Origin of the sequence: Stenotrophomonas sp. NRRL B-14846 (assembly GCF_050473585.1) — a bacterium.
GTDB lineage: Bacteria > Pseudomonadota > Gammaproteobacteria > Xanthomonadales > Xanthomonadaceae > Stenotrophomonas.
The window spans coordinates 1,045,723-1,069,571 of the sequence record NZ_JBFLUN010000022.1; the positions used below are offsets into that span (position 1 = coordinate 1,045,723).

At 67.0% G+C, this 23,849-nt stretch carries 20 protein-coding genes; 12 read left to right on the forward strand and 8 right to left on the reverse strand.

All coding sequences use genetic code 11. From position 1 onward, the window contains the following. Positions 1 to 3 precede the first annotated feature (3 nt). Positions 4 to 597 carry a TIGR00730 family Rossman fold protein gene (locus tag AB1281_RS07180; RefSeq protein ID WP_014036864.1) on the reverse strand — a complete coding sequence of 198 codons (594 nt, stop codon included), beginning with the start codon at positions 595 to 597 and terminating at the stop codon, positions 4 to 6. A gap of 184 nt (positions 598 to 781) precedes the next feature. Next, positions 782 to 2,278 (reverse strand): aminotransferase class III-fold pyridoxal phosphate-dependent enzyme, encoded by a 1,497-nt coding sequence (locus tag AB1281_RS07185; protein WP_430345437.1) that lies wholly within the window; start codon positions 2,276 to 2,278, stop codon positions 782 to 784. Between the two features lie 211 nt (positions 2,279 to 2,489). On the opposite strand from AB1281_RS07185, the gene queA reads away from it, so the two are divergent. From queA to fabV, 6 genes are all read left to right on the forward strand, one after another. After that, positions 2,490 to 3,557 (forward strand): tRNA preQ1(34) S-adenosylmethionine ribosyltransferase-isomerase QueA, encoded by a 1,068-nt coding sequence (queA, locus tag AB1281_RS07190; protein ID WP_430345438.1) that lies wholly within the window; start codon positions 2,490 to 2,492, stop codon positions 3,555 to 3,557. 199 nt (positions 3,558 to 3,756) lie between these two features. Beyond that, positions 3,757 to 4,887 (forward strand): tRNA guanosine(34) transglycosylase Tgt, encoded by a 1,131-nt coding sequence (gene tgt, locus AB1281_RS07195; protein WP_006434331.1) that lies wholly within the window; start codon positions 3,757 to 3,759, stop codon positions 4,885 to 4,887. A 134-nt stretch (positions 4,888 to 5,021) separates the two neighbouring features. Further along, positions 5,022 to 5,366: a preprotein translocase subunit YajC gene (gene yajC, locus AB1281_RS07200; RefSeq protein ID WP_014036867.1), complete on the forward strand. Its 345-nt coding sequence runs from the start codon at positions 5,022 to 5,024 to the stop codon at positions 5,364 to 5,366. Between the two features lie 61 nt (positions 5,367 to 5,427). After that, positions 5,428 to 7,284 carry a protein translocase subunit SecD gene (gene secD, locus AB1281_RS07205; RefSeq protein WP_430345439.1) on the forward strand — a complete coding sequence of 619 codons (1,857 nt, stop codon included), beginning with the start codon at positions 5,428 to 5,430 and terminating at the stop codon, positions 7,282 to 7,284. A gap of 15 nt (positions 7,285 to 7,299) precedes the next feature. After that, entirely contained in the window at positions 7,300 to 8,280 is a 981-nt protein-coding gene (gene secF, locus AB1281_RS07210) for a protein translocase subunit SecF (RefSeq protein WP_101765305.1), read from the forward strand. Positions 8,281 to 8,993: 713 nt separating this feature from the next. Further along, positions 8,994 to 10,253: an enoyl-ACP reductase FabV gene (gene fabV / locus AB1281_RS07215; RefSeq protein ID WP_430345440.1), complete on the forward strand. Its 1,260-nt coding sequence runs from the start codon at positions 8,994 to 8,996 to the stop codon at positions 10,251 to 10,253. A 74-nt stretch (positions 10,254 to 10,327) separates the two neighbouring features. Here the strand turns inward: fabV and AB1281_RS07220 are convergent, their stop codons facing one another. The 3 genes from AB1281_RS07220 to AB1281_RS07230 form a co-directional block, all read right to left on the reverse strand. Further along, positions 10,328 to 12,397, reverse strand: a complete 2,070-nt coding sequence (locus AB1281_RS07220) for an EAL domain-containing response regulator (RefSeq protein ID WP_430345441.1) — start codon at positions 12,395 to 12,397, stop codon at positions 10,328 to 10,330. A gap of 91 nt (positions 12,398 to 12,488) precedes the next feature. After that, a complete protein-coding gene (locus AB1281_RS07225) occupies positions 12,489 to 13,673 on the reverse strand; it encodes an NAD(P)/FAD-dependent oxidoreductase (RefSeq protein ID WP_014036872.1) in 1,185 nt (394 codons plus the stop codon). Next, positions 13,670 to 14,218 carry a YaeQ family protein gene (locus AB1281_RS07230; protein ID WP_101765308.1) on the reverse strand — a complete coding sequence of 183 codons (549 nt, stop codon included), beginning with the start codon at positions 14,216 to 14,218 and terminating at the stop codon, positions 13,670 to 13,672. Before AB1281_RS07230 ends, AB1281_RS07225 begins: the two co-directional genes overlap by 4 nt. A gap of 123 nt (positions 14,219 to 14,341) precedes the next feature. On the opposite strand from AB1281_RS07230, the gene AB1281_RS07235 reads away from it, so the two are divergent. Continuing rightward, the gene (locus tag AB1281_RS07235; protein WP_430345442.1) at positions 14,342 to 15,220 is read left to right on the forward strand and encodes a pseudouridine synthase; all 879 of its coding nucleotides are present in this window, start codon (positions 14,342 to 14,344) and stop codon (positions 15,218 to 15,220) included. A gap of 4 nt (positions 15,221 to 15,224) precedes the next feature. On the opposite strand, the gene AB1281_RS07240 is transcribed toward AB1281_RS07235, so the two are convergent. After that, positions 15,225 to 15,713, reverse strand: a complete 489-nt coding sequence (locus tag AB1281_RS07240) for a YaiI/YqxD family protein (protein ID WP_014036875.1) — start codon at positions 15,711 to 15,713, stop codon at positions 15,225 to 15,227. Between the two features lie 302 nt (positions 15,714 to 16,015). On the opposite strand from AB1281_RS07240, the gene AB1281_RS07245 reads away from it, so the two are divergent. From AB1281_RS07245 to AB1281_RS07260, 4 genes are all read left to right on the forward strand, one after another. Next, the gene (locus tag AB1281_RS07245) at positions 16,016 to 16,225 is read left to right on the forward strand and encodes a cold-shock protein (protein ID WP_005416210.1); all 210 of its coding nucleotides are present in this window, start codon (positions 16,016 to 16,018) and stop codon (positions 16,223 to 16,225) included. A 187-nt stretch (positions 16,226 to 16,412) separates the two neighbouring features. Continuing rightward, the gene (locus tag AB1281_RS07250; protein WP_049442804.1) at positions 16,413 to 17,102 is read left to right on the forward strand and encodes a glutathione S-transferase family protein; all 690 of its coding nucleotides are present in this window, start codon (positions 16,413 to 16,415) and stop codon (positions 17,100 to 17,102) included. Positions 17,103 to 17,134: 32 nt separating this feature from the next. Continuing rightward, on the forward strand, positions 17,135 to 18,700 hold the full coding sequence (locus AB1281_RS07255) for a protein adenylyltransferase SelO (protein WP_430345443.1): 1,566 nt from the start codon (positions 17,135 to 17,137) through the stop codon (positions 18,698 to 18,700). A 594-nt stretch (positions 18,701 to 19,294) separates the two neighbouring features. Continuing rightward, positions 19,295 to 19,831 carry an adenine phosphoribosyltransferase gene (locus tag AB1281_RS07260; RefSeq protein ID WP_014036878.1) on the forward strand — a complete coding sequence of 179 codons (537 nt, stop codon included), beginning with the start codon at positions 19,295 to 19,297 and terminating at the stop codon, positions 19,829 to 19,831. Between the two features lie 139 nt (positions 19,832 to 19,970). Here AB1281_RS07260 and dbpA read toward each other — a convergent pair whose 3' ends face one another. Together dbpA and AB1281_RS07270 are read right to left on the reverse strand one after the other, a co-directional pair. Then, positions 19,971 to 21,347, reverse strand: a complete 1,377-nt coding sequence (dbpA, locus tag AB1281_RS07265; RefSeq protein ID WP_075674702.1) for an ATP-dependent RNA helicase DbpA — start codon at positions 21,345 to 21,347, stop codon at positions 19,971 to 19,973. Positions 21,348 to 21,502: 155 nt separating this feature from the next. After that, positions 21,503 to 22,582 carry a YeiH family protein gene (locus AB1281_RS07270; protein ID WP_430345444.1) on the reverse strand — a complete coding sequence of 360 codons (1,080 nt, stop codon included), beginning with the start codon at positions 22,580 to 22,582 and terminating at the stop codon, positions 21,503 to 21,505. Positions 22,583 to 22,683: 101 nt separating this feature from the next. On the opposite strand from AB1281_RS07270, the gene AB1281_RS07275 reads away from it, so the two are divergent. Continuing rightward, the gene (locus AB1281_RS07275) at positions 22,684 to 23,559 is read left to right on the forward strand and encodes a LysR family transcriptional regulator (RefSeq protein WP_430345445.1); all 876 of its coding nucleotides are present in this window, start codon (positions 22,684 to 22,686) and stop codon (positions 23,557 to 23,559) included. Positions 23,560 to 23,849: the final 290 nt, after the last annotated feature.

Below are 23,849 nucleotides of genomic sequence, written 5' to 3' on the forward strand. Positions count from 1 at the left end.
GCCTCAGCGCAGGGCGGAGCGACGCTTCTCGTCGATCCACTTCGAGGCCTGGGCCGGCTGGTAGTTCTGCATCCACTCCAGCATTTCCTCGATGTCCGAGCCGTACCACAGGTCCTGGCGCTGGTCCGGATGCAGGAAGCGCTCTTCCACCATCCGATCGATCATGCCGATCAGCGGGGCGTAGAAGCCTTCCACATCAAGGAAGGCGCACGGCTTGTTGCCGATGCCGAGCTGGCGCCAGGTCAGCATCTCGAAGATCTCTTCCATGGTGCCGAAGCCGCCGGGCAGGGCGACGAAGCCATCGGCGAGGTCGAACATGCGCGACTTGCGCTCATGCATCGAACCGACGATCTCCAGTTCGGTCAGGCCACGGTGGGCCACTTCCCAGTCGGCCAGCTGGCGCGGGATCACCCCGGTCACTTCGCCGCCGGCGGCGAGCACGGCATTGGCCACGGTTCCCATCAGGCCGACGTTGCCACCGCCATACACCAGGCGCAGGCCGTCACGGGCGATGCGATCACCCAAGGCAATGGCGCGTTCGGTGTAGGCCGGCTTGCTGCCAGCGTTGGAACCACAGTACACACAGATCGATTTCATGGATCTTCCTGTCTCTTGGCCGGAAACGAAAACGCCCCGTCGCCAACCGCAGGGGCGGTCGGGGACGGGGTGTCCTTGGATTATGAGCCCTTCTGTAGAGCCGAGCCATGCTCGGCTGCTCTTCGTTCAGATCGCGGCAAAGGCCGAGTCGAGCTTGGCTCGACTCTACAAAGGCCAAGCAGGCTTACGCCGCCGCAGCCTGCTCGCGGCGCGGGCCTTCTCGCAGGGCACGGCCCACCATGCCGACCAGCAGGTCCAGCTCGTCGCTGTCCATGCCGAAGTGCGGGGTGAAGCGCAGCGAATTCTCGCCGCCGTGGATCACGTTGATGCCGTGCTGGCGCAGCCATTCCTCGGTGGAATTGGCACCGTAGCACTTGAACTGCGGGGCCAGCTCGCAGGAGAACAGCAGGCCGGTGCCCTGCACCTTGGTGATCAGGCCGCCCAGCTCGCTCTTGAGCTGTTCCAGCTTGCGCACGGCCTCGGCACCGCGTTCGGCGATGTTGGCACGCACCTGCGGGGTCAGCTGCGCCAGGGTGGCACAGGCCACGTCCAGCGCGCGCGGGTTGCTGGTCATGGTGTTGCCGTAGATGCCCTTGCGGTACAGCTGCGCGGCATGCTCGGTCACCGCCAGCACCGACAGCGGGTACTGCGCGGCGTTGAGCGCCTTGGAGTAGGTCTCCATGTCCGGCGGATCCAGGCCTTCGAAGCCCGGGTAATCGACCACCGACAGCACGCCATGCGCGCGCAGGCCAGCCTGGATCGAGTCCAGCAGCAGCAGGCTGCCGTGCGCACGGGTCAGCTCACGGGCCACGGCATAGAACGCCGGCGGCACCGAACGGCCCGGGTCGCCTTCGCCCATTACCGGTTCCAGGAACACCGCCTCGATGAACCACTGGTTGCGTGCGGCGTCCTCGAACACCTTGCGCAGGCCGGCCTCATCGTACGGCGCCACGGTGATCACCGAATCCTCGCCGCGGTAGCTGGCCAGGTGCTGCATGTAGCTCTTGCGGCTGGAATCGGAATACAGGGCAGGGCGGTCGGTACGGCCATGGAAGCTGCCCTTGACCACCACGCGCTTGATCGTGGCGCCGGCGTGGCGGGCGCCCGGGTCGGTCTGCAGCTTGGCGTTGACATCGGCGATGCGGGCGGCCAGGCCAACCGCCTCGGAGCCGGAATTCAGGCACATGAAGCGGGCGAACGGGCAGCCGCCACGGCGGTGGCCAATCTCGGCGCGCAGGGCGGTGACGAAGCGCTGCTGCGACAGGCTGGGGGTCATGATGTTGGCCATCACCTGCGGGCGCGCCATCGCCTCCAGCACGGCATCCGGGGTGTGCCCGAAGCCGAGCATGCCGTAGCCGCCGGCGTCGTACAGCACCGCACCCTTCAGGGTGACCACCCACGGGCCGCGCGCGGCCAGCGCCACGTACGGGGTCACTGCATCATCGGCATAGAAATTGACGAAGCCGTCCTGCATCGCGTCGATCTGCTCCTGTTCGTCCTGCGCCAGCAGCGGCCCCAGGTCGGCCTGTACGCGCGCGAATTCCTCGGCGGCGGCATCCACTGCGGCGATCAGCTGCGGGTGGCGGCCGGACAGGGCGGTCAGGGTGGCGTCGTCCAGGCCGGTGGTGAGGCGGGTGCCGGGCTGGTTGCGCAGGGGGGCGAGGCGTTCGATGAAGCTCATTGCAGATCTCCTGAAACGATGGGTCGCACGGGCCTTCAAAAGCAAAACGCGCGTCATCACGCGCGCTTGGGGGCAGGCTCGTGCAGCGGACTTCCGACTCGATGCTAGCACTTGTTTTTTTGCGCGATAACCCCGCAGAAACCTGCTGCATAGCAGCATTTTGCGCGACGTTCGCCGCGAAGCACGCCGGCTCGCAGACGCTGGACGTACAATGCGCGCCATTGTCGACCTGTTGCCGCCCACTGCCTTGAAGAAGTCCGATTTCAACTACGACCTGCCGGCCGAACTGATCGCGCAGGCGCCCCTGGCCGAGCGTTCCGCCAGCCGCCTGCTGCTGGTGCCGCAAGCCCCCGCCGCGTTCACCGATCTGCAGGTACGTGACCTGCCGTCGCTGCTGCAGCCGGGCGACCTGCTGGTGTTCAACGACACCCGGGTGATCCCGGCGCGCCTGTTCGGGCAGAAGGCCAGTGGCGGCCGCGTGGAGATCCTGATCGAGCGCCTGCTCGGCGCCCAGCAGGCGCGCGCGCAGGTCGGCGCCAGCAAGTCACCGAAGACTGGCAGCCGCATCGCGCTGGATGCCGGTGGCGAAGCCGAGGTGCTGGGCCGCGATGGCGAGTTCTACGTGCTGCAGTTCCATGTGCCCGAGTCGCTGGAGCAGTGGCTGCTGCATGCCGGCCGCCTGCCGCTGCCGCCCTACATCCAGCGCGAGCCGGGCATGGACGACCGTGAGCGCTACCAGACCGTGTTCGCGCGCGAAGTGGGCGCGGTGGCTGCGCCGACCGCAGGCCTGCATTTCGACGAACCGTTGCTGGCCGCGCTGAAGGAAAAGGGCGTGGACTTCGGCCACGTCACCCTGCACGTGGGTGCGGGCACCTTCCAGCCGGTGCGTGCCGATGACCTGAAGGACCACGTGATGCACCGCGAGTGGCTGAACGTCGGTGCCGAACTGGTGCAGCAGGTGCGGCGCACGCGCGCCGCCGGCGGCCGGGTGATCGGCGTCGGCACCACCGTGGTGCGCGCGCTGGAAAGCGCGATGCGCGATGGTGAGCTGCTGCCGTTCGCCGGCGAGACGCAGATCTTCATCACCCCGGGCTACCGCATCCGCAGCGTGGACGCGATGGTGACCAACTTCCACCTGCCGGAAAGCACCCTGCTGATGATGATTTCCGCGTTCGCCGGCAAAGAACGGGTATTCGAGGCCTACCAGCACGCGATCGAACAGCGCTACCGCTTCTTCAGCTACGGCGACGCGATGCTGCTGTTCCCGCAGGCGGGGTAGGGCGCTGACCTCTGCTTGCTCCTGGTGGGTGCGCACCGCCAGCCTGGTGGGTGCGCACCGTTGGTGCGCACTTGCCGGAACCTGGAGGGGAGGAAAGCCACGCATGGCGTGGCTCCACTGCCGTGTCGTTCAGGCCTGAATGGGCGGTCGCCCCGGTTTTGGGAGACAATGGGCGACTATTTGCCTGAATGACCGCTCCATGTCCCGACTGCAGTTCCAGCTCAAGACCCGCGACGGCCGTGCCCGCCGTGGCCGCCTGACCTTCCCGCGTGGCACGGTGGAAACGCCGGCCTTCATGCCGGTGGGAACCTATGGCTCGGTCAAGGGCATCCTGCCGGACCAGGTGCGTGCGCTGGGCGCCGAGATCATCCTCGGCAACACCTTCCACCTCTACCTGCGGCCGGGCCTGGACATCATCGCCGACCACGGCGGCCTGCACGGCTTCTGCCGTTGGGATGGCCCGATCCTGACCGATTCGGGTGGTTTCCAGGTGTTCTCGCTGGCCCACCGCCGCAAGATCACCGAGCAGGGCGTGACCTTCGCCTCGCCGACCGACGGCGCCCGTGTGTTCCTGGGCCCGGAAGAGAGCATGAAGATCCAGAAGGTGCTCGATTCGGACGTGGTGATGATCTTCGACGAGTGCACCCCGTACCCGGCCACCGAGGATGTCGCCCGCCGTTCGATGGAGCTGAGCCTGCGCTGGGCCCAGCGCAGCCGCAACGCGCATGACGAGCTGGGCAACGACGCGGCCCTGTTCGGCATCGTCCAGGGCGGCGTGCATACCGACCTGCGCAGCCGCTCGGCCGAGGCCCTGCAGGCGATCGGCTTCGACGGCTACGCCATCGGCGGCCTGGCCGTGGGCGAGCCGGAGCACGAGCGCAACGCCATGCTCGATCACCTGGACCCGGAACTGCCGGGCGACCGCCCGCGCTACCTGATGGGTGTGGGCCGGCCGGAGGATCTGGTCGAGGGCGTCGCACGTGGCGTGGACATGTTCGACTGCGTGATGCCCACCCGCAACGCCCGCAACGGCCACTATTTCACCTCGTTCGGCACCGTTCGCATCCGTAATTCCCAGTACGCGCGCGACATGGACCCGATCGAGCCGGGCTGCGGCTGCGTGGCCTGCACCGGCGGCTATACCCGGTCCTACCTGCGCCACCTGGACCGCTGCAACGAGATGCTGGCGCCGATGCTGGGCACCCTGCACAACCTGTTCTATTACGAAAAGCTCATGGCCGACATCCGTGCGGCGATCGAGGCGGGAACCTTCCTGGCCTTCCGTGAGTCTTTCTACGCGGCACGCGGGGCGGTAGCTCCCCCCCTGTAACCCGAGTGCCCCCTGCCAAACGGCCCAAGGACGAACGCCCGGGGCCGTGGCATACTTCAAGGCTGACCCAGATCCGCGGTCGACACCCCGTGCCCGTGAAAGGGCCGGAGCGCCGCCCAACCAAAGGACCAACGATGAACCTGCTTGCCTTCCTGATTCCCGCCGCCCACGCCCAGGCCGCCGGCGGCCAACCGCAGGGCATGGGCCTGACCACGCTGCTGTTCCCGATCATCCTGATCGCCATCATGTACTTCCTGATGATCCGCCCGCAGATGAAGCGGCAGAAGGAGCACAAGTCCATGCTGGAGAAGATCAAGCGTGGCGACGAAGTGCTGACCAACGGTGGCATCGCCGGCAAGGTCACCGACATCGGCGACAACTTCATCACCATCGAAGTGGCCGAGAACGTGCGCATCCGCGTGCAGAAGGGCGCTGTCGGCAGCGTGCTGCCGACCGGCACCCTGGATTCGGCCAAGTAAGCCACTCCCTTTCCGAAGCACAACCGCGGCGCCGGGGATGGCGCCGCGCGGGACCCAAGCAATGCTCGAATTTCCACGCTGGAAGTACGTCGTCATCCTGATCGTACTGGCGCTCAGTGCGCTGTACGCGCTGCCCAACATCTACCAGAAGGACCCGGCCCTCCAGATCACCGCCAACCGTGGCGGCCAGATCGACGATGCGCTGCGCGACCGTGTGCTGGCCGACCTGAAGACGGCCGGTGTCACCACCATCGGTGTCGAGAAGGAAGGGGAGAGCCTGATCGTCCGCCTGCCGGACCTGAAGGCGCAGTCCGCTGCCAGCGACGCCCTGCGTGACACCATCGGCGAGAAGTACACCGTGGCCCTGAACCTGGCCTCGACCGTGCCGGACTGGCTGGCCAAGCTGGGCGGTCGCCCGATGGTGCTGGGCCTGGACCTGCAGGGTGGTGTGCACTTCGTGCTGCAGGTCGACCAGAAGGCCGCTCTCGACAAGCGCCTGGATGCCTACACCGAAGACGTGCGCAGCACCCTGCGTGACGCGCGCATCGCCTACCAGTCGGTGGAACGCCGCGCTGACAACAGCATCGTGGCCAACCTGAGCCCGTCCGCCGGCGATGACGCCGCGCAGCGTGCCCGTACCGCCCTGGTCAAGGCGCAGCCGACCCTCGGCTACGACGTCAGCGGCAACCGCATCACGGTGACTGTGCCGGATACCGAGATCGCCCAGATCTCCAATGGCGCCATCGAGCAGAACATCAACACCCTGCGCAACCGCGTGAACCAGCTCGGCGTGGCCGAGCCGATCATCCAGCGCCAGGGTGCCGACCGCGTGGTCGTGCAGCTGCCGGGCGTGCAGGACACTGCCGAAGCCAAGCGCATGATCGGCGCCACCGCCACCCTGGAATACCGTGCGGTGGTTGAAGGCAACGCACAGGACGCCATCACTGCCGGCCGCATCCCGCCGGAAGCGAAGGTCTACCAGCGTCGTGACGGCGGTGGTCCGATCCTGCTGAACAAGCGCGTGATCGTCACCGGTGACCAGATGGTCGGCGCGCAGGCCGTGACCGATTCGAACAGTGGCTCCCCGGCCGTCAGCGTGACGCTGAACAACGTCGGTGGCCAGCGCATGTTCGACTTCACCAGCGCCAACGTGAACAAGCCGATGGCGGTGGTCTACACCGAGCGCGTGCCGACCGTGACCGTCGTCGACGGCCAGGAAGTGCGTGGCTTCAAGGTCAACGAGGAAGTGATCTCGGTGGCCAACATCAACGGCGTGTTCGGCAAGAACTTCCAGACCACCGGTCTGCAGAAGAAGGAAGCCGAAGACCTGGCCAAGCTGCTCAAGTCCGGCTCGCTGGCCGCGCCGATGGACTTCGTCGAAGAGCGTGTGGTCGGCCCGAGCCTGGGTGCCGAGAACGTCAAGAACGGTATGCGCGCGGTGGTGTTCGCGTTCCTGTTCACCCTGGTGTTCTTCAGCGTGTACTACCGCATGTTCGGTGTGATCACCTCGATCGCGATGCTGTTCAACCTGCTGATCGTGGTGGCGGTGATGTCGCTGTTCGGCGCGACCATGACCCTGCCGGGCTTCGCCGGCCTGGCGTTGTCGGTCGGCCTGTCGGTGGACGCCAACGTGCTGATCAACGAGCGTATCCGTGAAGAGCTGCGTGCCGGCGTGCCGGGCAAGACCGCGATCGTGACCGGTTACGAGCGTGCCTCGGGCACCATCCTCGACGCCAACCTGACCGGCCTGATCGTCGGTGTGGCGCTGTTCGCATTCGGTACCGGTCCGCTGAAGGGCTTCGCGCTGACCATGATCATCGGTATTTTCGCCTCCATGTTCACCGCGATCACCGTGTCGCGTGCGCTGGCGACGCTGATCTACGGCCGCCGCAAGAAGCTCCAGAACGTGGCCATCTGACGGGACGACACGCACATGAAACTGTTTCCGCTGCACATCCTCCCGAACGACACCAAGATCGACTTCATGCGCTGGCGCCATGTCGCGATGGTCGTCACGGTCATCGTGTTCCTGGCCTCGGTCGCCATCATCGGCGTCAAGGGCTTCAACTACGCCCTGGACTTCACCGGCGGCACCCTGATCGAAGCCCGCTTCGACAAGGCCGTGGACGTCGAGCAGGTCCGAACCAAGCTCGAGCAGAGCGGCTTTGAGGGTGCCCAGGTGCAGAGCGTCGGTGGCAACACCGACCTGCTGATCCGCCTGGCCCCGCATGGTGAGCACGCTGCCGGTACCGGCGACGCCGCGCACGAAGACAAGGCCACCGCCGCCGCCGTGGTGAAGGCACTGTCCACCGCCGACAACCAGGCCACCGTGCTCCGCAACGAGTTCGTGGGTCCGCAGATCGGCAAGGACCTGGCGATGAATGGCCTGTACGCCACCATCTTCATGCTGGCCGGCTTCCTGATCTACATCGCGGTGCGCTTCGAATGGAAGTTCGCGGTCACCGCCAGCATCGTGGCGATGTTCGACCTGATCGTGACGGTGGCTTACGTGTCCCTGCTGGGCCGTGAGTTCGACCTGACCGTGCTGGCCGGCCTGCTGTCGGTGATGGGCTTTGCGATCAACGATCTGATCGTGGTCTTCGACCGCGTCCGCGAGAACTTCCGCAGCCTGCGCGTGGACTCGATGGAGGTGCTGAACCGTTCGATCAACCAGACGCTGTCGCGTACGGTGATCACCGCGGTGATGTTCTTCCTGTCGGCACTTGCCCTGTACATGTACGGCGGCAGCTCGATGGAAGGCCTGGCCGAGACGCACATGATCGGTGCAGTGATCGTGGTGCTGTCCTCGATCCTGGTGGCGGTGCCGATGCTGACGATCGGTTTCCTGCGCGTCAGCAAGCAGGACCTGCTGCCGAAGGCCAAGGACGTCGAGGCCCTGGCCCGCCGCCCGTAAGCGTTCGCGCTGCACGCAACACACAGAGAACCCCGCGCAAGCGGGGTTTTTTGTTGGCATGGCTTGCAGCCCTGCACCTGCGGTAGTGCCGGCCGCTGGCCGGCAACAGCAACAGCAGCAGCGTGCATTCCGTGGGGTGGCGGGGCGGTGTCGGAGTGCGGGGACGCCGCAAGTACGTCCCTGTAGGCTTGGCAGCCGCATCCATGCGGCTGACACCCCGCACTCCGACACCGCCCCACCTCCGACAGATTCCTGCGGCTGTTGGTAGGTGTCGACCTTGGTCGACACATCTGTCAGATATCGAATGAGTCATCCACGCATGGCGTGGATCTACTGTGTCGACCAAGGTCGACACCCACCAAAGCAGACTGCCGTTCCGACAGATCGCGGGAAACTGTCGAAGGCGGGGTGGGTCCGGTTGCGGGGGCGTGAGCCGCATGGATGCGGCGACCGAGCTTACATGGACGTACTTGCAGCGGCCCCCGCAACCGGACCCACCCCGCCAACCCACAGGAACCCAGCTTTTGACGTTGACGTTGCTCTGGCTTCCAGCGGGTGCAGGGTGCAACCCTGCAGAACAAACCCCACCCTACGCCGCCGTCGGTTGTGCATTCGTGCCCCGCGCACTACGATCCTGCGGTTCGCGCGCGCAGGCGCGCACCCGTATTCCTGCTGAGCGCCCCGTGCGCCGCATCTGCCAACCCGAGGTATCCATGGTCATCAAACCGCGCGTCCGCGGCTTCATCTGCGTCACCACCCACCCGACCGGCTGCGAGGCCGCAGTCAAGCAGCAGATCGACTACATCCGCGCGCGCCCGCCGATCCAGAACGGCCCGAAGCGCGTGCTGGTGATCGGCGCCTCCACCGGCTATGGCCTGGCTGCGCGCATCACTGCCGCCTTCGGCAGCGGCGCCGCTACCCTCGGCATATTCTTCGAACGCCCCGGCAGCGAGACCAAGCCGGGTACTGCGGGTTGGTACAACTCGGCTGCGTTCCACAAGTACGCCGAGGAAGCCGGCCTGTACGCCAAGAGCATCAACGGCGATGCCTTCTCCGATGAAGTGAAGGCGAAGACCATCGAAATGATCAAGGCCGATCTCGGCCAAGTCGACCAGGTGGTCTACAGCCTGGCTGCGCCGCGCCGCAAGCACCCGAAGACCGGCGAGATCATCAGCTCCACGCTGAAGCCGATCGGCGAGCCGATCACCCTGCGTGGCCTGGATACCGACAAGGAAGTACTGACCGAGACCCACCTGCAGCCGGCGACCCCGGAAGAAATCGCCGGCACCGTCGCGGTGATGGGTGGCGAGGACTGGCAGATGTGGATCGATGCGCTGGCCGATGCCGGCGTGCTGGCCAACGGCTGTACCACCACTGCCTTCACCTACGTGGGCGAAGAGATCACCCAGGCGATCTACTGGAATGGCTCGATCGGTGCCGCCAAGAAGGACCTGGACACCAAGGTGCTGGGCCTGCGCGAGAAGCTGGCCAGGATCGGTGGCGACGCACGCGTATCGGTGCTGAAGGCGGTGGTGACCCAGGCCAGCTCGGCCATTCCGACCATGCCGCTGTACCTGTCGCTGCTGTTCAAGGTGATGAAGGAAAAGGGTACCCACGAAGGCTGCATTGAACAGCTCGACGTGCTGTACGACATCCTCTACGGCGGCAAGGCCGAGGGCGTGGCGGTCGATCGCCTGCGTCATGATCTGGTTGACGGCGAGGGCCATACCGTCGCGCTGGTCGACGAGGAAGGCCGCCTGCGTGCCGACTACAAGGAAATGGCTGCGGACGTGCAGGGCAAGGTGGTGGCGCTGTGGCCGCAGGTCACCAACGAGAACCTGTACGAGATCAGCGATCTGGCCGGCTACAAGGCTGACTTCCTGCGCCTGTTCGGCTTTGGCGTGGAAGGCGTGGACTACGAGGCCGACGTCAATCCTGATGTGAAGATCGACCATCTGGTCGACATGACCTGATCAACGAAAAGGCCGGCGAATGCCGGCCTTTTGCTTGCTGGGTAGCGCCGGCCGCTGGCCGGCACTACCTTCGGTCACCCGAACTCGAAGCTCATCTCCGGCAGCGCGGGGCCGACGAAGTCGCCCTGCACGTAATCCACGCCGGCACTGAACAGCAGCGTCATTGAATTGGCATCGCTGACGAACTCGGCAATGGTGCGGATGCCGGCTTCCTGCGCGCGTGCGGTGATCTGGCTGATACGGTCGATGTTCTCGCGCGTGGCCGCCAGATCGCTGGTGAAACCGCGGTCCAGCTTGAGGAACTGCGGCTGGAAGTGGGCCAGCAGCTGGAACGAATCCAGCCCCGAACCGAATTGCTCCAGGCCGATGCGGCAGCCCAGCGGAGCCACTTCGGCAAGGAACTGCTGTGCACTGCGCAGGTGGGTGAATACCTTCGCTTCCGGCGCATGCAGCCATAGCCGTTCGCCGGGCACGCCCTGCGCCTGCAGCTCGCGGCGCAGCGTGGCGATCATCTGTGGGTCGTCGAACGATTCCGGCGTCACCTTCACCAGCACCTGGGTGGCGTTGCCTTCGCGTGCGCGCTGGCCGAGCACTGCGATGGCCTGCGAGACCACCCAGCGGTTGATGTCGGCCAGCAGGCCGTGTTCCTCGGCGATGCCCAGGAACGCGGTCGGGCTCAGCAGCTCGCCATTGTTCTCCAGGCGCAGGTAGGCCTCGTACAGCTCCAGCGGCTCGCCCTGCAGGTTCAGCACCGGCTGGTAGTGCAGCTGGAAGCCGTCGCCGGCCAGTGCCTCGCGGATGCGCGCAACCCAGCGCTGCACACGTTCTTCCTCGACGCGGTCGGCGGCAGCCGGGTCGAAGATGCGGCAGGTGTTGCCCAGCTCCGCGGCGGCCTGGGTGCACTCGCTGGCGCGCGCCAGCACCTGGCCGATGCTGGCGATCTTCTCGCCCACCTGCACGCCACCGATGCTGACCGTCACCGTGGCCGAGCGTGCGCCGATGCTGAAGACGTGCGCGGCGTAGGCTTCGCGGATGCGCTCGGCCAGCGCCACGGTCTGTGCGTAGGGCCCGGCCTGCAGCACGGCGAAATTGTGCTCGCCGAAGCGGGCCAGCTGTGCGTCCTCGCCGACCACCTCGGCCAGCAGGCCAGCAAGGGCGCCGATCAGGGTGTCAGCCGACGCCAGGCCGATGTCCGGCAGCAGGCGCGCGTAGTGGTCCGGCTCGATCAGCAGCAGGCCGAACTGGCCCTCGCTGCGCCCGGCCTGGGCCACCGCGCTTTCCAGCTGCAGCATGAAGGTCGGGCGATTGAGCAGGCCGGTGACCTGGTCGCGTTGGCGCAGGTCCTCGACCTCGCGTGCCAGCTCGGGGTCGAACTCCATGCGGCGGCGGAGCACCACCTGCAGGCAGGACTCGCCTTCGTAGGTGGCAGCGGCAAACTCCATCGTCGCCGGGAACGCACTGCCGTCCTCGTGGCGCGCGTCGAGCTGGTACTGCGGCGGCGGCGCCTCGCCACGGCTGAGGCCCTTCAGCAGCTGCTTGAAGCCCTCCACGTGCTGGGCGGCGACCATGTCCAGCAGCGAAATGCCTTCGATGTCGTCGAAATGCTCGTAGCCGAACATCTCCAGGTAGGCGTCGTTGGCGCGGATGTGCATGCCTTCATGCACGTAGGCGATGGGGTCGCGCGAGGAGGCGATCAGCGCGTCGCAGCGGCGCTCGGTCTCGCGCATCTGCGCCTCGATCCGGCGCAGGCCGCGACGCGCCTGCAGGTCCACCCACTGGTCGCGGACCACGGCGAGCAGGTGCTCGGGGCGCTGGCGCAGGGCGAGGGCGCGGATGCCATGGCTGCTGGCCTGCACCAGTTCATCCTCGTCGATGCGCTCAGCCAGCAGCACCAGCGGGATGTCCTTGCCGCTGGCGGCGATGTGCTGGGCCGCCAGCTGCAGCGGGATGCCCTGCGAAGGCGAGGCCAGCACCAGGTCGATGGCCTGGCTGGTCAGCACCTGGGCCAGCTCGGCCGCGTCCTGCGGGCGCCACGGGCGTACCGCGATGCCGCTGTTGCGCAGGGTGCTGACGATGGCTTCGGCATTCTCGCCGCTGTCATCGACGATCAGCAGGCGGATGGTGATGTCGTTCGCGTTCTGCATGCACTGCTCCCCAATCTGCGAATCTAGATACACGATGCGCGGCGAACCGTCCATGCGCGCACCCCTTGCGCGCGTCGAACGGCGAAGTGGTTCACACCACGCCGCCCGCTGCGTGGCCGCTGGCCCAGGCCCATTGGAAGTTGTAGCCGCCCAGCCAGCCGGTCACGTCCAGCACCTCGCCAACGAAGTGCAGGCCGGGCACGCGCTTGGATTCCATCGTCGAGGATGACACTTCGGCGGTGTCCACGCCGCCCAGGGTGACCTCGGCGGTGCGGTAGCCTTCGGTGCCGCTGGCCACCAGCGGGAATGCGCCCAGCAGCTGCGCGGCCTGGCGCAGCACCGGCTCGTCCAGCTGGCGCACCGGGCGGTCGGGCAGCCAGTGCTCGCACAGGCGCTGCGCCAGCCGCTTCGGCAGTACCTCGCCCAGCACCGTGCGCAGCTCGGCGGCGGGGCGGTCGCGCTTCATCTGGCGCAGCCACTCGCCCGCATCCTGGCCCGGCAGCAGGTCCAGCTCCAGCGCATCGCCGGGCTGCCAGAACGAAGAGATCTGCAGGATGGCCGGGCCGCTCACGCCACGGTGGGTCAGCAGCATGAAGTTCTGGAAACTCTTTCCGTTGCAGCGCGCCTCGATCGGCAGTGCGACGCCGCTGAGGTCGGCCAGCCGCTCCTGGTGCTTGCCGCTGAGGGTCAGCGGCACCAGGCCGGCGCGGGTCGGCAGCACCTGGTGGCCGAACTGGCGGGCCACTTCATAGCCAAAGCCGCTGGCCCCCATGCTGGGAATCGACAGGCCACCGCTGGCAACCACCAGCGAGGCGCAATGGAACAGGCCCTGCGTGGTGTGCACGCGGAAGCCATCGCTGCCGTGCTCGATGCGCTGCACGCTGCAGTCGGTACGGATCTGCACGCCCGCCGCCTGGCATTCGTCCACCAGCATCTTCACGATCTGCTTGGACGAGACATCGCAGAACAGCTGCCCCAGTTCCTTTTCGTGATAGGCGATGCCGTGCTTGTGCACCAGCTCGATGAAGTGCCAGGGCGTGTAGCGGGCCAGCGCCGACTTGCAGAAGTGCGGGTTGGCCGACAGGAAGTTGGCCGGGGTGGTGCCGGTGTTGGTGAAATTGCAGCGGCCACCGCCGGACATCAGGATCTTCTTGCCGACCTTGTTGGCATGGTCGATCACCTGCACCTGGCGGCCACGCTGGCCGGCGGTGATCGCGGTCATCAGCCCGGCCGCGCCGGCACCAATGACCACCACATCGCAACGGATGGTGCTCATGCCTTGGCGCGCTTGCGCCAGTTCGGGATCACGTCGAGCTGGATCTGGTCGTTGAGCAGCTGCACCTCGCCGTCCTGGATCAGCACGCTCCAGCGCATGGCACGCTGGATCTGCTGGCCCCAGCGCTCGACGAATTCGCCGTCCAGATCGACCACCGAGAGATTGTCGAAGCGCGCCAGGCCCTTGCCCTGCTTGCCCCACCAGATCTCCGAGGCGTTGCCGCCGTAGTTGACCACCTGCACCTGGCGGCTGCGGTTGCAGGCCTTGCGGATGCGCGATTCGTCCGGATGGCCCAGGTCGATCCACTGCAGGATGTCGCCGGTGTAGTCGTGCTCCCACAGATCGGGCTCGTCATCGGTGCTCAGGCCGCGACCGAATTCCAGGCGGTCGCCGGCGTTCAGCGCGAAGGCGAGCAGGCGCACCATCAGGCGCTCGTCGGTCTCGGACGGATGCTGGGCCAGGGTCAGGTTGTGGGTCGCGTAGTAGCCGCGATCCATGTCGCTGATCTGTAGTTCGGCCTTGCGGATGGTGGCGGTAAGAGCCATGGGGGATCCGTGGACTAAAGACGACAATGATAGAGGTTTGCTTCGGGGGTGTCCGTGGCTGGGCTGTCTGCATGCCGTCAACGGTGGCACTCTTGTGGTCTTTCCGTGGCCGGAGTGGACGCCATGAGCTTGCCCAGCCGGTTGCAGCTGCCGCCCGGCACCTGGGCCACCCTGCTGGATGGCCTGTGTGCACGTTTCCCGCGCATCGCGCGCGCGCAATGGCAGGATCGCTTCGCGCGCGGTCGTGTGCTGGACGCACAGGGCAGGGCGCTCGCGCCGGGCATGCCCTGGCAGGTCGGGTTGGACATCCAGTACTTCCGCGAGGTGGCCGACGAGCCGGTGATCCCCTTCACCGAAACCCTCGTCCATCTGGATGCGCACCTGCTGGTGGCCGACAAGCCGCATTTCCTGCCGGTGACACCCGCGGGTGGGCATGTGCGCGAGACGCTGCTGGCACGGCTGGTCGCCCGCACCGGCAATGCCGATCTGGTGCCACTGCACCGGCTGGATCGGCTGACGGCCGGGTTGGTGCTGTTCTCGACCCAGCGTGCGTCGCGCGATGCCTACCAGCGCCTGTTCCGTGAGCGGCGCATCGAAAAGACCTATGAAGCCCTCGCACCGGCGCTGCCCGGGCGGGAGTTCCCGTTGCAGCGGGACAGCCGCCTGGTGCCGGGCGAGCCGTTCTTCCGCATGGCCGAAGTGCCTGGCGAGCCCAATGCGCGCAGCCGGATCGAGCTGATCGAGGCCGAAGGGCCGATCTGGCGCTACCGGCTGCTGCCGGAGACCGGCCGCAAGCATCAGTTGCGCGTGCACATGGCCATGCTGGGGGCGCCGATCGTCGGTGACGACCTGTACCCGCAGCTTCGGCAACGTCCGCCGAACGTCGCCGAGGCGCCGCTGCAGCTGCTGGCGCGGGCCCTGGCCTTCGATGACCCGTTGAATGGCGAACGACGGGTGTTCAGCAGCAGCCGCAGCCTGAGCCTGCCGGCCGGGGGCGGCTAGGCGCTCAGCGGGCCGGGCGTCGCGCCAGCCAACGGTCCAGCTCGGCGGCGAACAGCTGCCGGTCACGGGGTCCCAGCGGCGGCGGTCCACCGGTCTGGACCCCGGCGCCGCGCAGTTCCTCCATGAAATTGCGCATCGACAGCCGCTCGGCCATGTTGTTCGGTGTGTACAACTGGCCGCGCGGGTTCAGTGCGACAGCCTTCTTCTCCAGCACCAGCGCGGCCAGCGGGATGTCCTGGGTGACCACCAGGTCGCCCGCGGCGACCCGCTCGACGATGGCGCTGTCGGCCACGTCCAGCCCCTGCGGCACCTGGATCGAGCGCAGCCAGCGCGAGGGCGGGGTACGGATCCACTGGTTGGCGACCAGGGTCAGTTCGATCCCGACCCGTTCAGCTGCGCGGAACAGGATGTCGCGAATGACGGTGGGACAAGCGTCGGCATCCACCCAGATGCGGGGGGAGGCGTGTTCAGCGGGGGTTTCAGCTTCAGTCATTTACCCAGTGTAGGGTAGGAAAAACCTGAATGGGGACTCGGAGTTAGCCGCGAAAGGCTGCCAACCCTTGTCACGCCTAGCGGGTGACGTATTCCCATGAACGTCGGGACTATCGCTTTTTGCAGAAAACACGCGTATCGTGCGACCCACTGTGTTTGCTAGGGTCACCGTGAATCGTGGCCTGGTGCAGTTGATCTCACGATCCGCTCATCGATCCGCTTTACCAACGCCTGCAACTCAGTCTCGGCCCCGATACCCGGTGGCTGCGATTTTTTTCAACATGTGTTTCAGGAGTTAGTAAAATGTCTGAACGTCAGACCGGCACCGTCAAGTGGTTCAACGACGCCAAGGGCTTCGGCTTCATCACCCCGGAAAGCGGCCCGGACCTGTTCGTGCACTTCCGCGCGATCCAGGGCACCGGCTTCAAGACCCTGCAGGAAGGCCAGAAGGTTACCTTCATCGCCGTCCAGGGTCAGAAGGGTATGCAGGCTGACCAGGTGCAGGCGGTCTAATCCGTCTGCTACCGTTGGGTAGCCAGAACGCCGGAAGCGAAAGCTTCCGGCGTTTTTTATTGCCCGCCGTTTTTTGTAGAGTCGAGCCACGCTCGACTGTTCTCAAAGCCAGTCGAGCATGGCTCGACTCTACAAAGGGCATGCACTGCGCGCGGTACGATGTGGGCCTCCCCAAGGATCACCCCCCATGCGCATCGTCCACCACCTGGAAAACTCCCGTTCGCTGCGCGTGCTGTGGATGCTGGAGGAGCTGGGGTTGGATTACGAACTGCGCCGCTATCCGCGCGATCCGAAGACGCTGCTGGCGCCGCCGGAACTGCGCAACGTGCATCCGCTCGGCAAGTCGCCGGTATTGCAGGATGGTGAGCTGGTACTGGCCGAGTCCGGCGCGATCCTCGACTACCTCGCTGACCGTTACGACACGCAACGCCAGCTGTCGCCGTCACCGATGCCGGCCGACGGGGCCGAACGCATCGCTTACCGCTACTGGCTGCACTACGCCGAAGGCTCGGCGATGCCGCCATTGCTGCTGACCCTGGTGATGGGCCGCATCCGCAACGCGCCGATGCCGTTCTTCGCGCGCCCCATCGCACGCAGCATTGCCGACAAGGCCGAGCGCGGCTTCATCGGTCCACAGCGGCGGCTGCACCTGGAGTGGATGGAGCGCCGCCTGGCCGAAAGCCCGTGGTTTGCTGGCGAGCGCTTCAGTGCGGCCGACATCCAGATGAGCTTCCCGATCCAGGCCGCTGCCGCGCGTGGCGGTGGCCTCGACGACAAGCCGGCGCTGCGCGGCTTCCTCAAGCGTATCGGTGAGCGCCCGGCCTACCAGCGTGCCGAGGCCCACGGCGGTCACCTGCAGGCACTGAGCGGCAATTGAGGCGGGCGGCCGGCGCCCCCATCTTCAGCACCATGGATACCGACAGCCCCCGTTTCGACAACCGCCTGCTGCATACCCTGCCGGGCGACCCCGAATCCGGCCCGCGCCGGCGCGACGTGCTGGGCGCAGCCTGGTCACCGGTGATGCCGACCCCGGTGACGGCGCCCACGCTGCTGGCCTGGGCACCGGAGGTGGCCACGCTGCTGGGTTTCGGTGCCGCTGACGTCGAGAGCGAAGGTTTCGCGCAGGTATTCGGTGGCAATGCGCTGTACGCCGGCATGCAGCCGTGGGCAGCCAACTACGGTGGCCATCAGTTTGGTCACTGGGCCGGCCAGCTCGGCGACGGGCGTGCGATTTCGCTGGGCGAGCTGGTTGCGCCGGATGGCCGCCACTGGGAGCTGCAGCTGAAGGGGGCCGGGCCCACGCCATATTCGCGGGGCGCCGATGGGCGGGCGGTGCTGCGCTCGTCGATCCGCGAATTCCTGTGCAGCGAAGCGATGCACCACCTGGGCGTGCCGACCACGCGCGCGTTGTCGCTGGTCGGCACCGGCGAGGACGTGGTGCGCGACATGTTCTATGACGGCCACCCGCGTGCCGAGCCTGGTGCCATCGTGTGCCGGGTCTCGCCGTCGTTCCTGCGTTTCGGTTCGTTCGAGCTACCGGCCTCGCGTGGCGAGACTGCCCTGCTGCAACAACTGGTGGACACCTGCATCGCCCGAGATTTCCCCGAACTGCAAGGGCAGGGCGAGGCGCTGTACGGCGACTGGTTCGCGCAGGTCGCGGTGCGCACTGCCGAGACGATCGCGCACTGGATGCGCGTCGGCTTCGTGCACGGCGTGATGAACACCGACAACCTGTCCGTGCTCGGCCTGACACTGGATTACGGCCCCTATGGCTGGGTCGAGGACTTCGATCCGGACTGGACACCGAACACCACCGACGCACAGGGTCGTCGCTACCGCTTCGGCACCCAGCCGCAGGTGGCGTACTGGAACCTGGGCCGATTGGCGCAGGCGTTGTCGCCATTGTTTGCAGATGTCGCACCGCTGCAGGCGGGCCTGGCGGCGTACCAGTCCACCTTCGTGGCTTGCACGCGCCGCGATGCCGCAGCCAAGCTGGGCCTGGCCGCGGCCGACGATGACGACCTGCAGCTCTTCCAGCGCTGGCAGCAGCTGATGCAGGAGGGCGCCATGGACATGACCCTGGCCTGGCGCGCACTGATGCGCCTCGATCCGGCGGCACCGGATGCGGCGCTGCTGGACGCGGTGTACTACGACGAGGCGCGCCAACAGGCGGTGCAGGCACCATTGCAGCACTGGCTGCAGGACTACGCGGCAAGGTTGCAGGCCGATCCGCTGTCGGCCAGCGAACGCTTGGCGAAGATGGGAGCGGCCAATCCGCTGTACGTGCTGCGCAACTGGCTTGCCCAGGAGGCGATTGACCGCGCCGAACAGGGTGACCTCGGCGGTGTGCATGAATTGCAGGACGTGCTGCGCGACCCGTATACCGAACGCCCGGGGCTTGAGCACTTCGTTGGCAAGCGCCCGGCGTGGGCCGACAACCGCGCCGGCTGCTCGATGCTGTCCTGCAGTTCCTGAGGGTGGGTTTCGGCAGGGCTGCGCCCTGCACCCGCAGAGGCAACAGCCGAAGCCAAAGCTAAAGCGGCTCTGGATTGCTGAGGGTCTGGCGGGGCGGTGTGGGACTGCAGGACACGCCGTAAACCCGTCCTTGGGGGCTCGATGGCGCCATCCATGGCGCCATCCATGGCGCCAACGGTCCTGCAGCCCCACACCGCCCCACCTCCGACAGATTCCCGGTGACGGTTGGATGGGGCTTGGTAGATCCACACCATGCGTGGATGCTCTTCTTTCAATCTTCGAAACATTCGACTTTGATTGAGATCCATCCACGCACGGCGTGGATCTACAACAGATCGCAGAAATCTGTCGAAGGCGGGGTGGGTCCGGTGGCGGGAGTGTCCGCGGCATGGATGCCGCGGCCAAGCCCCCATGGACGGGTTTACGGCGTCTCCCGCAACCGGACCCACCTCGCCATCCCACGGAATGCCGCTCTTGCCGTTGCCTTGGCTTGAAGCCTCTGCAGGCGCCGGGCGCAGCCCGGCCGAACACCCCCATCAGGCAGGCGGCGCCCGGAACAGGTACCCTATGCCGCCATCAGATAGCCAATGTGACATGACCGACGCCATCGTCGCTCCGCAGTGGGCCTCCCGCCTGCGCGACATCGCCGACTTCCCCAAGCCCGGCATCCTGTTCAAGGACATCATGCCGCTGCTCGCCCACGGCGAGGACTTCCGTGGCGCGATCACCGCGATGGCCGACCGTTGGCGCGACCAGAAGCTGGACGCAGTGGTCGGCATCGAATCGCGTGGGTTCATCCTCGGTGCCGCGATGGCACTGGAGCTGGGCGTCGGCTTCGTGCCGGTTCGCAAGCCGGGCAAGCTGCCGGGCCAGGTGCTGCGCGAGGAATACACGCTGGAATACCGCAGCGACTGCATCGAAGTGCACGCCGATGCGCTGCCGGCCGGTGCCCGCGTTGCGATCATCGATGACGTGCTGGCCACCGGCGGCACGCTGGTCGCTGCGCTGTCGCTGGTGCGCCGCCTGGGTGTTGAGGTGGTCGGTGCCGGCGTGCTGGTCGAGCTCGATGGCCTCGGCGGCCGCGCCCGCTGGGAAGCGGAGCTGCCGCTGCATACCGAACTGGTGTTCTGATCAGGCGGTTATCTGCGAACCGGTAGTTGCCAACCTTGGTTGGCATCGCCTTTCGCGACTGACGCCATGGACGGGCCAACCAAGGTTGGCCGCTACCAGGTCAGGTCGTTGCCAACCGTGGTTGGCAACGCTGCTTCAATCACATCATCCGCACGCGGAAACGACGGCCCTTGATCTTGCCGGCTTCCAGCTTGGCCACGGCCTTGTTGGCCTGCTCACGCGCGATCGCCACATAGGAGCGGGTCGGGAAGATCGCGATCTTGCCGATGAACTTGCTCGACAGCCCGGCGTCGCCGGTCAGTGCGCCGAGGATGTCGCCCGGGCGCAGCTTGTCGGTCTTGCCGCCGTCGATCCGCAGGGTACGCATCGCCGCCTGCGGCAGCTCGGCCGGGCGCGAGGTCGCCAGCGGCGTCTTCTGCCAGTCCAGCGGCTGCCCCATCTGCGCTTCGATGGCTTCGGCGCGGGTCTTCTCGCGGCCGGCCACCAGGCTGATCGCCAGGCCGCTGGCACCGGCACGGCCGGTACGGCCCACGCGGTGCTGGTAGCTCTCCACGTCGGTCGGCAGTTCGTAGTTGATTACCGCTGCCAGCTCTTCCACGTCCAGGCCGCGTGCGGCCACGTCGCTGGCCACCAGCACGTTGCAGCTGCGGTTGGCCAGCAACAACAGCACTTCCTCGCGGTCGCGCTGTTCCATGTCGCCATGCAGGGCCAGTGCGGAGAAGCCGAACTGCTGCAGCGAGTTGGCCACTTCGTCCACGTCCTTGCGGGTGTTGCAGAAGACCACCGCCGATTCCGGCGTGTACTTCAGCAGCAGGCCGGCAAGCGCCTTCTGGCGATGCGCCGGCTCCACCTCGCAGAACATGTGGCGGATGGCCGGGGCCTGGTCGGCGCCTTCCACGGTCACTTCCACTGCGTCGCGCAGCAGGTCACGCGCCATGGCGCGGATGCTGTCGGGGAAGGTGGCGGAGAACAGCAGGCTCTGGCGATCCTTGTGGGTGCGGCCGGCGATCTCGCGGATCGGCTCTTCGAAGCCCATGTCGAGCATGCGGTCGGCCTCATCCAGCACCAGCGTGCGCACCGCGCCCAGGTTCAGCGCACGCTTGCGTGCCAGTTCCTGCACGCGGCCGGGCGTGCCGACCACCACATGCGGATCGTGGCCTTCCAGCGATGCCAGCTGCGGTCCCAGCGGTACGCCGCCAACCAGCAGCAGCAACTTCAGGTTGGGAATGCCGGTGGCCAGCTTGCGGATCTGCTTGCCGACCTGGTCGGCCAGTTCGCGGGTCGGGCACAGCACCAGCGCCTGCACGCGGATCAGGCTGGGGTCGATGGCCTGCAGCAGGCCCAGGCCGAAGGCGGCGGTCTTGCCACTGCCGGTCGGTGCCTGTGCGATCACATCGCGGCCATCGAGGATGGCCGGCAGGCTCTGCGCCTGCACGGGGGTGAGAGTGGTGTAGCCGAGGGCATCCAGGCCGGGCTGCAGGGCCGGGCTCAGCGGCAGGGTCGAGAAGTCAGTCATGGCGCATTGTAACCGTCCGCGCGGCCGCCCCCGTCCAATGGGGTGAGGTCGGATCCCTTTCCGCAGGAAAGGGGTCTGCCCCACCAATTGGAGCCGCCATCCACGCATGGCGTGGATCTACTGGTGGGTGCCGACCCTGGTCGGCACGCTCCTGCTCAGCCCAGCAAGGCCAACACACCCTGATGGATCGCGAGGCCACCGAACAGCAGCCAGGCGAACAGGATCAGCGCCAGCAGCAGCGGCTTCAGCCCGGCCTGGCGCAGCGCCGAGACGTGGGTGGTCAGGCCCAGCGCGGCCATCGCCATCGCCAGCAGCACGGTATCCAGCTGCACCAGCCCCGCCTGCAGGCCAGCCGGCAGCAGGTGCAGCGAGTTGAAACCGGCCACCGCCACGAAACCGAACGCGAACCACGGCACCACGATGCGCGCCTTGCTGCCGTCGGCGCTGGCCTTGCCGCCACGCGCCAGCCACAGCGACAGTGCGACCAGGAACGGTGCCAGCAGCATCACCCGCACCATCTTGGTGATCACCGCGGTATCGGCCGCCGCTTCGTTGACCGCGCGGCCGGCCGCCACCACCTGTGCCACTTCATGCACCGTCGCGCCGGTGAACAGGCCGTACTGCTGCGCGTCCATCGCCAGCCAGCCGTGCGACTGCACCAGCGCATACAGGGCGGGATACAGGAACATCGCCAACGTGCCGAACACCACCACCGTCGACACCGCCACCGTGACCTGCGCAGCACGGCCGCGCACCACCGGTTCGGCGGCCATCACCGCCGCCGCGCCGCAGATCGCACTGCCGGCACCGATCAGCATCGCCGCCTCGCGTTCCATCTTGAACACGCGCATGCCCAGCCAGCAGGCCAGGCCGAAGGTGCTGGCGACCACCAGCACGTCCATCAGCACGCCAGTGACGCCGACATGGCCGATGTCCTGGAAGGTCAGGCGCAGGCCGTACAGCACGATGCCGGCGCGCAGCAGCCAGTGCTTGGAAAAGCCGACGCCGGCCGCGCTGCTCGGCGCCAGCCGCGGGTAGAGGGTGTTGCCGACCACGATGCCGGCGACGATGGCCACGGTCAGCGCGCTCAGGCCGTGCGCCTGAAGCCAGGGAAGCTCGGCCAGATAGAGCGACGCCGCCGCGATCAGGCCCACAAGCAGCAGGCCGGGCAGGCGCGGCTGCCAGCGTTGGCGCAGGGCGGGCAGGGACCAGGGGGAGAGAGCGGGGGCGTTCATGGCAGGGCAGGGCTGGAGTGATGCGGCAAGCGTGCGCTTCTGTCGATGACCTGTAAAACGAATAATATGGGTGAAACCTACCTATCAAGCGGGTAAATGCCATGCGCCTGACCTTGCGCCAGCTGCAGGTCTTTGTCGCCATCGCCGATCATGGCAGCACTACTGCCGCCGGCCAGGCCATCGCGCTCTCGCAGTCGGCCAGCAGCGCCGCCCTGCAGGAGCTGGAGGCGCACTTCGGCACCCCGCTGTTCGACCGCATAGGCCGTCGCCTGGCCCTGAACGGGCACGGCCGCGCGCTGCTGGAGCCGGCGCGCACTTTGCTGGTCAACGCCGCCGACCTGGAACGGCAGTTGGCCGCTGGCGGCGACCCGTCGCAGGGTGCGCCGCTGCGGCTGGTGCTGGCCGCCAGTACCACCATCGGCAACTACCTGTTGCCGCCGCGCATCGCCGATCTGCTGCGGCAGGCGCCGCAGGCCGAAGTCGACCTGCGCATCGACAACAGTGCCGGCGTGGTTGCCGCCGTGCAGCGCCTGGACGTCGACGCCGGCCTGATCGAAGGCCCGTGCCATGAGCGCGGCCTGCAGGTGACCGCCTGGCAGCAGGATCCGCTGGTGATCGTCGCCGCCGCCGACGCCCCCGCGCGCTGGTCGCTGGATGAACTCCGCCGCGCCCGCTGGCTGCTGCGCGAGCCCGGCTCAGGCACCCGCGAGGCCGTCGAACAGGCGTTGTTGCCGCATCTGCGCGGTTTCGCGCAGACCCTGCAGCTGGGCAATACCGAAGCGATCAAGCAGGCCGCCATCGCCGGTCTCGGCCTGGCCTGCCTTTCGCGTCATGCGCTGGAAGAGCCGCTGGCTCTCGGCCGCCTGCGCGTGCTGGAGACCCCGCTGCCGCCCCTGCAGCGCACCCTGTGGCTGGTACGCCACCCCGGCAAGCAATGGCTGCCGGGGTTGCAGGCGTTGTTGGGGGAGGTGCAGTAGCAGGGATCGGTCTTGCACTGCGCGAATTCCACGAAGGGGTCAGAGCCCGTTGCGCAGCAACGGGATCCGACCCCGACAGATCGACAGGTCTTGCAGCGCTCATCCACGCATGGCGTGGATCTACCGTGCCGACCAAGGTCGCCACCCCCCAGAGCAGAACGCCGTTCCGACAGATCGCAGAAACCTGTCGAAGGCGGGATGGGTCCGGTTGCGGGGGCGTGAGCCGCATGGATGCGGCGACCGAGCTTACATGGACGTACTTGCAGCGGCCCCCGCAACCGGACCCATCC

What these genes read in the sequence shown, in the direction of transcription:
- AB1281_RS07240 (WP_014036875.1), bottom strand. Translation starts at nt 15,713, where the DNA reads ATGACTGAAGCTGAAACCCCCGCTGAACACGCCTCCCCCCGCATCTGG.
- queA (WP_430345438.1), top strand. Translation starts at nt 2,490, where the DNA reads ATGCGCGCCATTGTCGACCTGTTGCCGCCCACTGCCTTGAAGAAGTCC.
- AB1281_RS07185 (WP_430345437.1), bottom strand. Translation starts at nt 2,278, where the DNA reads ATGAGCTTCATCGAACGCCTCGCCCCCCTGCGCAACCAGCCCGGCACC.
- secF (WP_101765305.1), top strand. Translation starts at nt 7,300, where the DNA reads ATGAAACTGTTTCCGCTGCACATCCTCCCGAACGACACCAAGATCGAC.
- AB1281_RS07180 (WP_014036864.1), bottom strand. Translation starts at nt 597, where the DNA reads ATGAAATCGATCTGTGTGTACTGTGGTTCCAACGCTGGCAGCAAGCCG.
- AB1281_RS07220 (WP_430345441.1), bottom strand. Translation starts at nt 12,397, where the DNA reads ATGCAGAACGCGAACGACATCACCATCCGCCTGCTGATCGTCGATGAC.
- AB1281_RS07250 (WP_049442804.1), top strand. Translation starts at nt 16,413, where the DNA reads ATGCGCATCGTCCACCACCTGGAAAACTCCCGTTCGCTGCGCGTGCTG.
- dbpA (WP_075674702.1), bottom strand. Translation starts at nt 21,347, where the DNA reads ATGACTGACTTCTCGACCCTGCCGCTGAGCCCGGCCCTGCAGCCCGGC.
- AB1281_RS07255 (WP_430345443.1), top strand. Translation starts at nt 17,135, where the DNA reads ATGGATACCGACAGCCCCCGTTTCGACAACCGCCTGCTGCATACCCTG.
- AB1281_RS07275 (WP_430345445.1), top strand. Translation starts at nt 22,684, where the DNA reads ATGCGCCTGACCTTGCGCCAGCTGCAGGTCTTTGTCGCCATCGCCGAT.
- AB1281_RS07235 (WP_430345442.1), top strand. Translation starts at nt 14,342, where the DNA reads ATGAGCTTGCCCAGCCGGTTGCAGCTGCCGCCCGGCACCTGGGCCACC.
- AB1281_RS07270 (WP_430345444.1), bottom strand. Translation starts at nt 22,582, where the DNA reads ATGAACGCCCCCGCTCTCTCCCCCTGGTCCCTGCCCGCCCTGCGCCAA.
- AB1281_RS07230 (WP_101765308.1), bottom strand. Translation starts at nt 14,218, where the DNA reads ATGGCTCTTACCGCCACCATCCGCAAGGCCGAACTACAGATCAGCGAC.
- tgt (WP_006434331.1), top strand. Translation starts at nt 3,757, where the DNA reads ATGTCCCGACTGCAGTTCCAGCTCAAGACCCGCGACGGCCGTGCCCGC.
- AB1281_RS07260 (WP_014036878.1), top strand. Translation starts at nt 19,295, where the DNA reads ATGACCGACGCCATCGTCGCTCCGCAGTGGGCCTCCCGCCTGCGCGAC.
- fabV (WP_430345440.1), top strand. Translation starts at nt 8,994, where the DNA reads ATGGTCATCAAACCGCGCGTCCGCGGCTTCATCTGCGTCACCACCCAC.
- yajC (WP_014036867.1), top strand. Translation starts at nt 5,022, where the DNA reads ATGAACCTGCTTGCCTTCCTGATTCCCGCCGCCCACGCCCAGGCCGCC.
- AB1281_RS07245 (WP_005416210.1), top strand. Translation starts at nt 16,016, where the DNA reads ATGTCTGAACGTCAGACCGGCACCGTCAAGTGGTTCAACGACGCCAAG.
- AB1281_RS07225 (WP_014036872.1), bottom strand. Translation starts at nt 13,673, where the DNA reads ATGAGCACCATCCGTTGCGATGTGGTGGTCATTGGTGCCGGCGCGGCC.
- secD (WP_430345439.1), top strand. Translation starts at nt 5,428, where the DNA reads ATGCTCGAATTTCCACGCTGGAAGTACGTCGTCATCCTGATCGTACTG.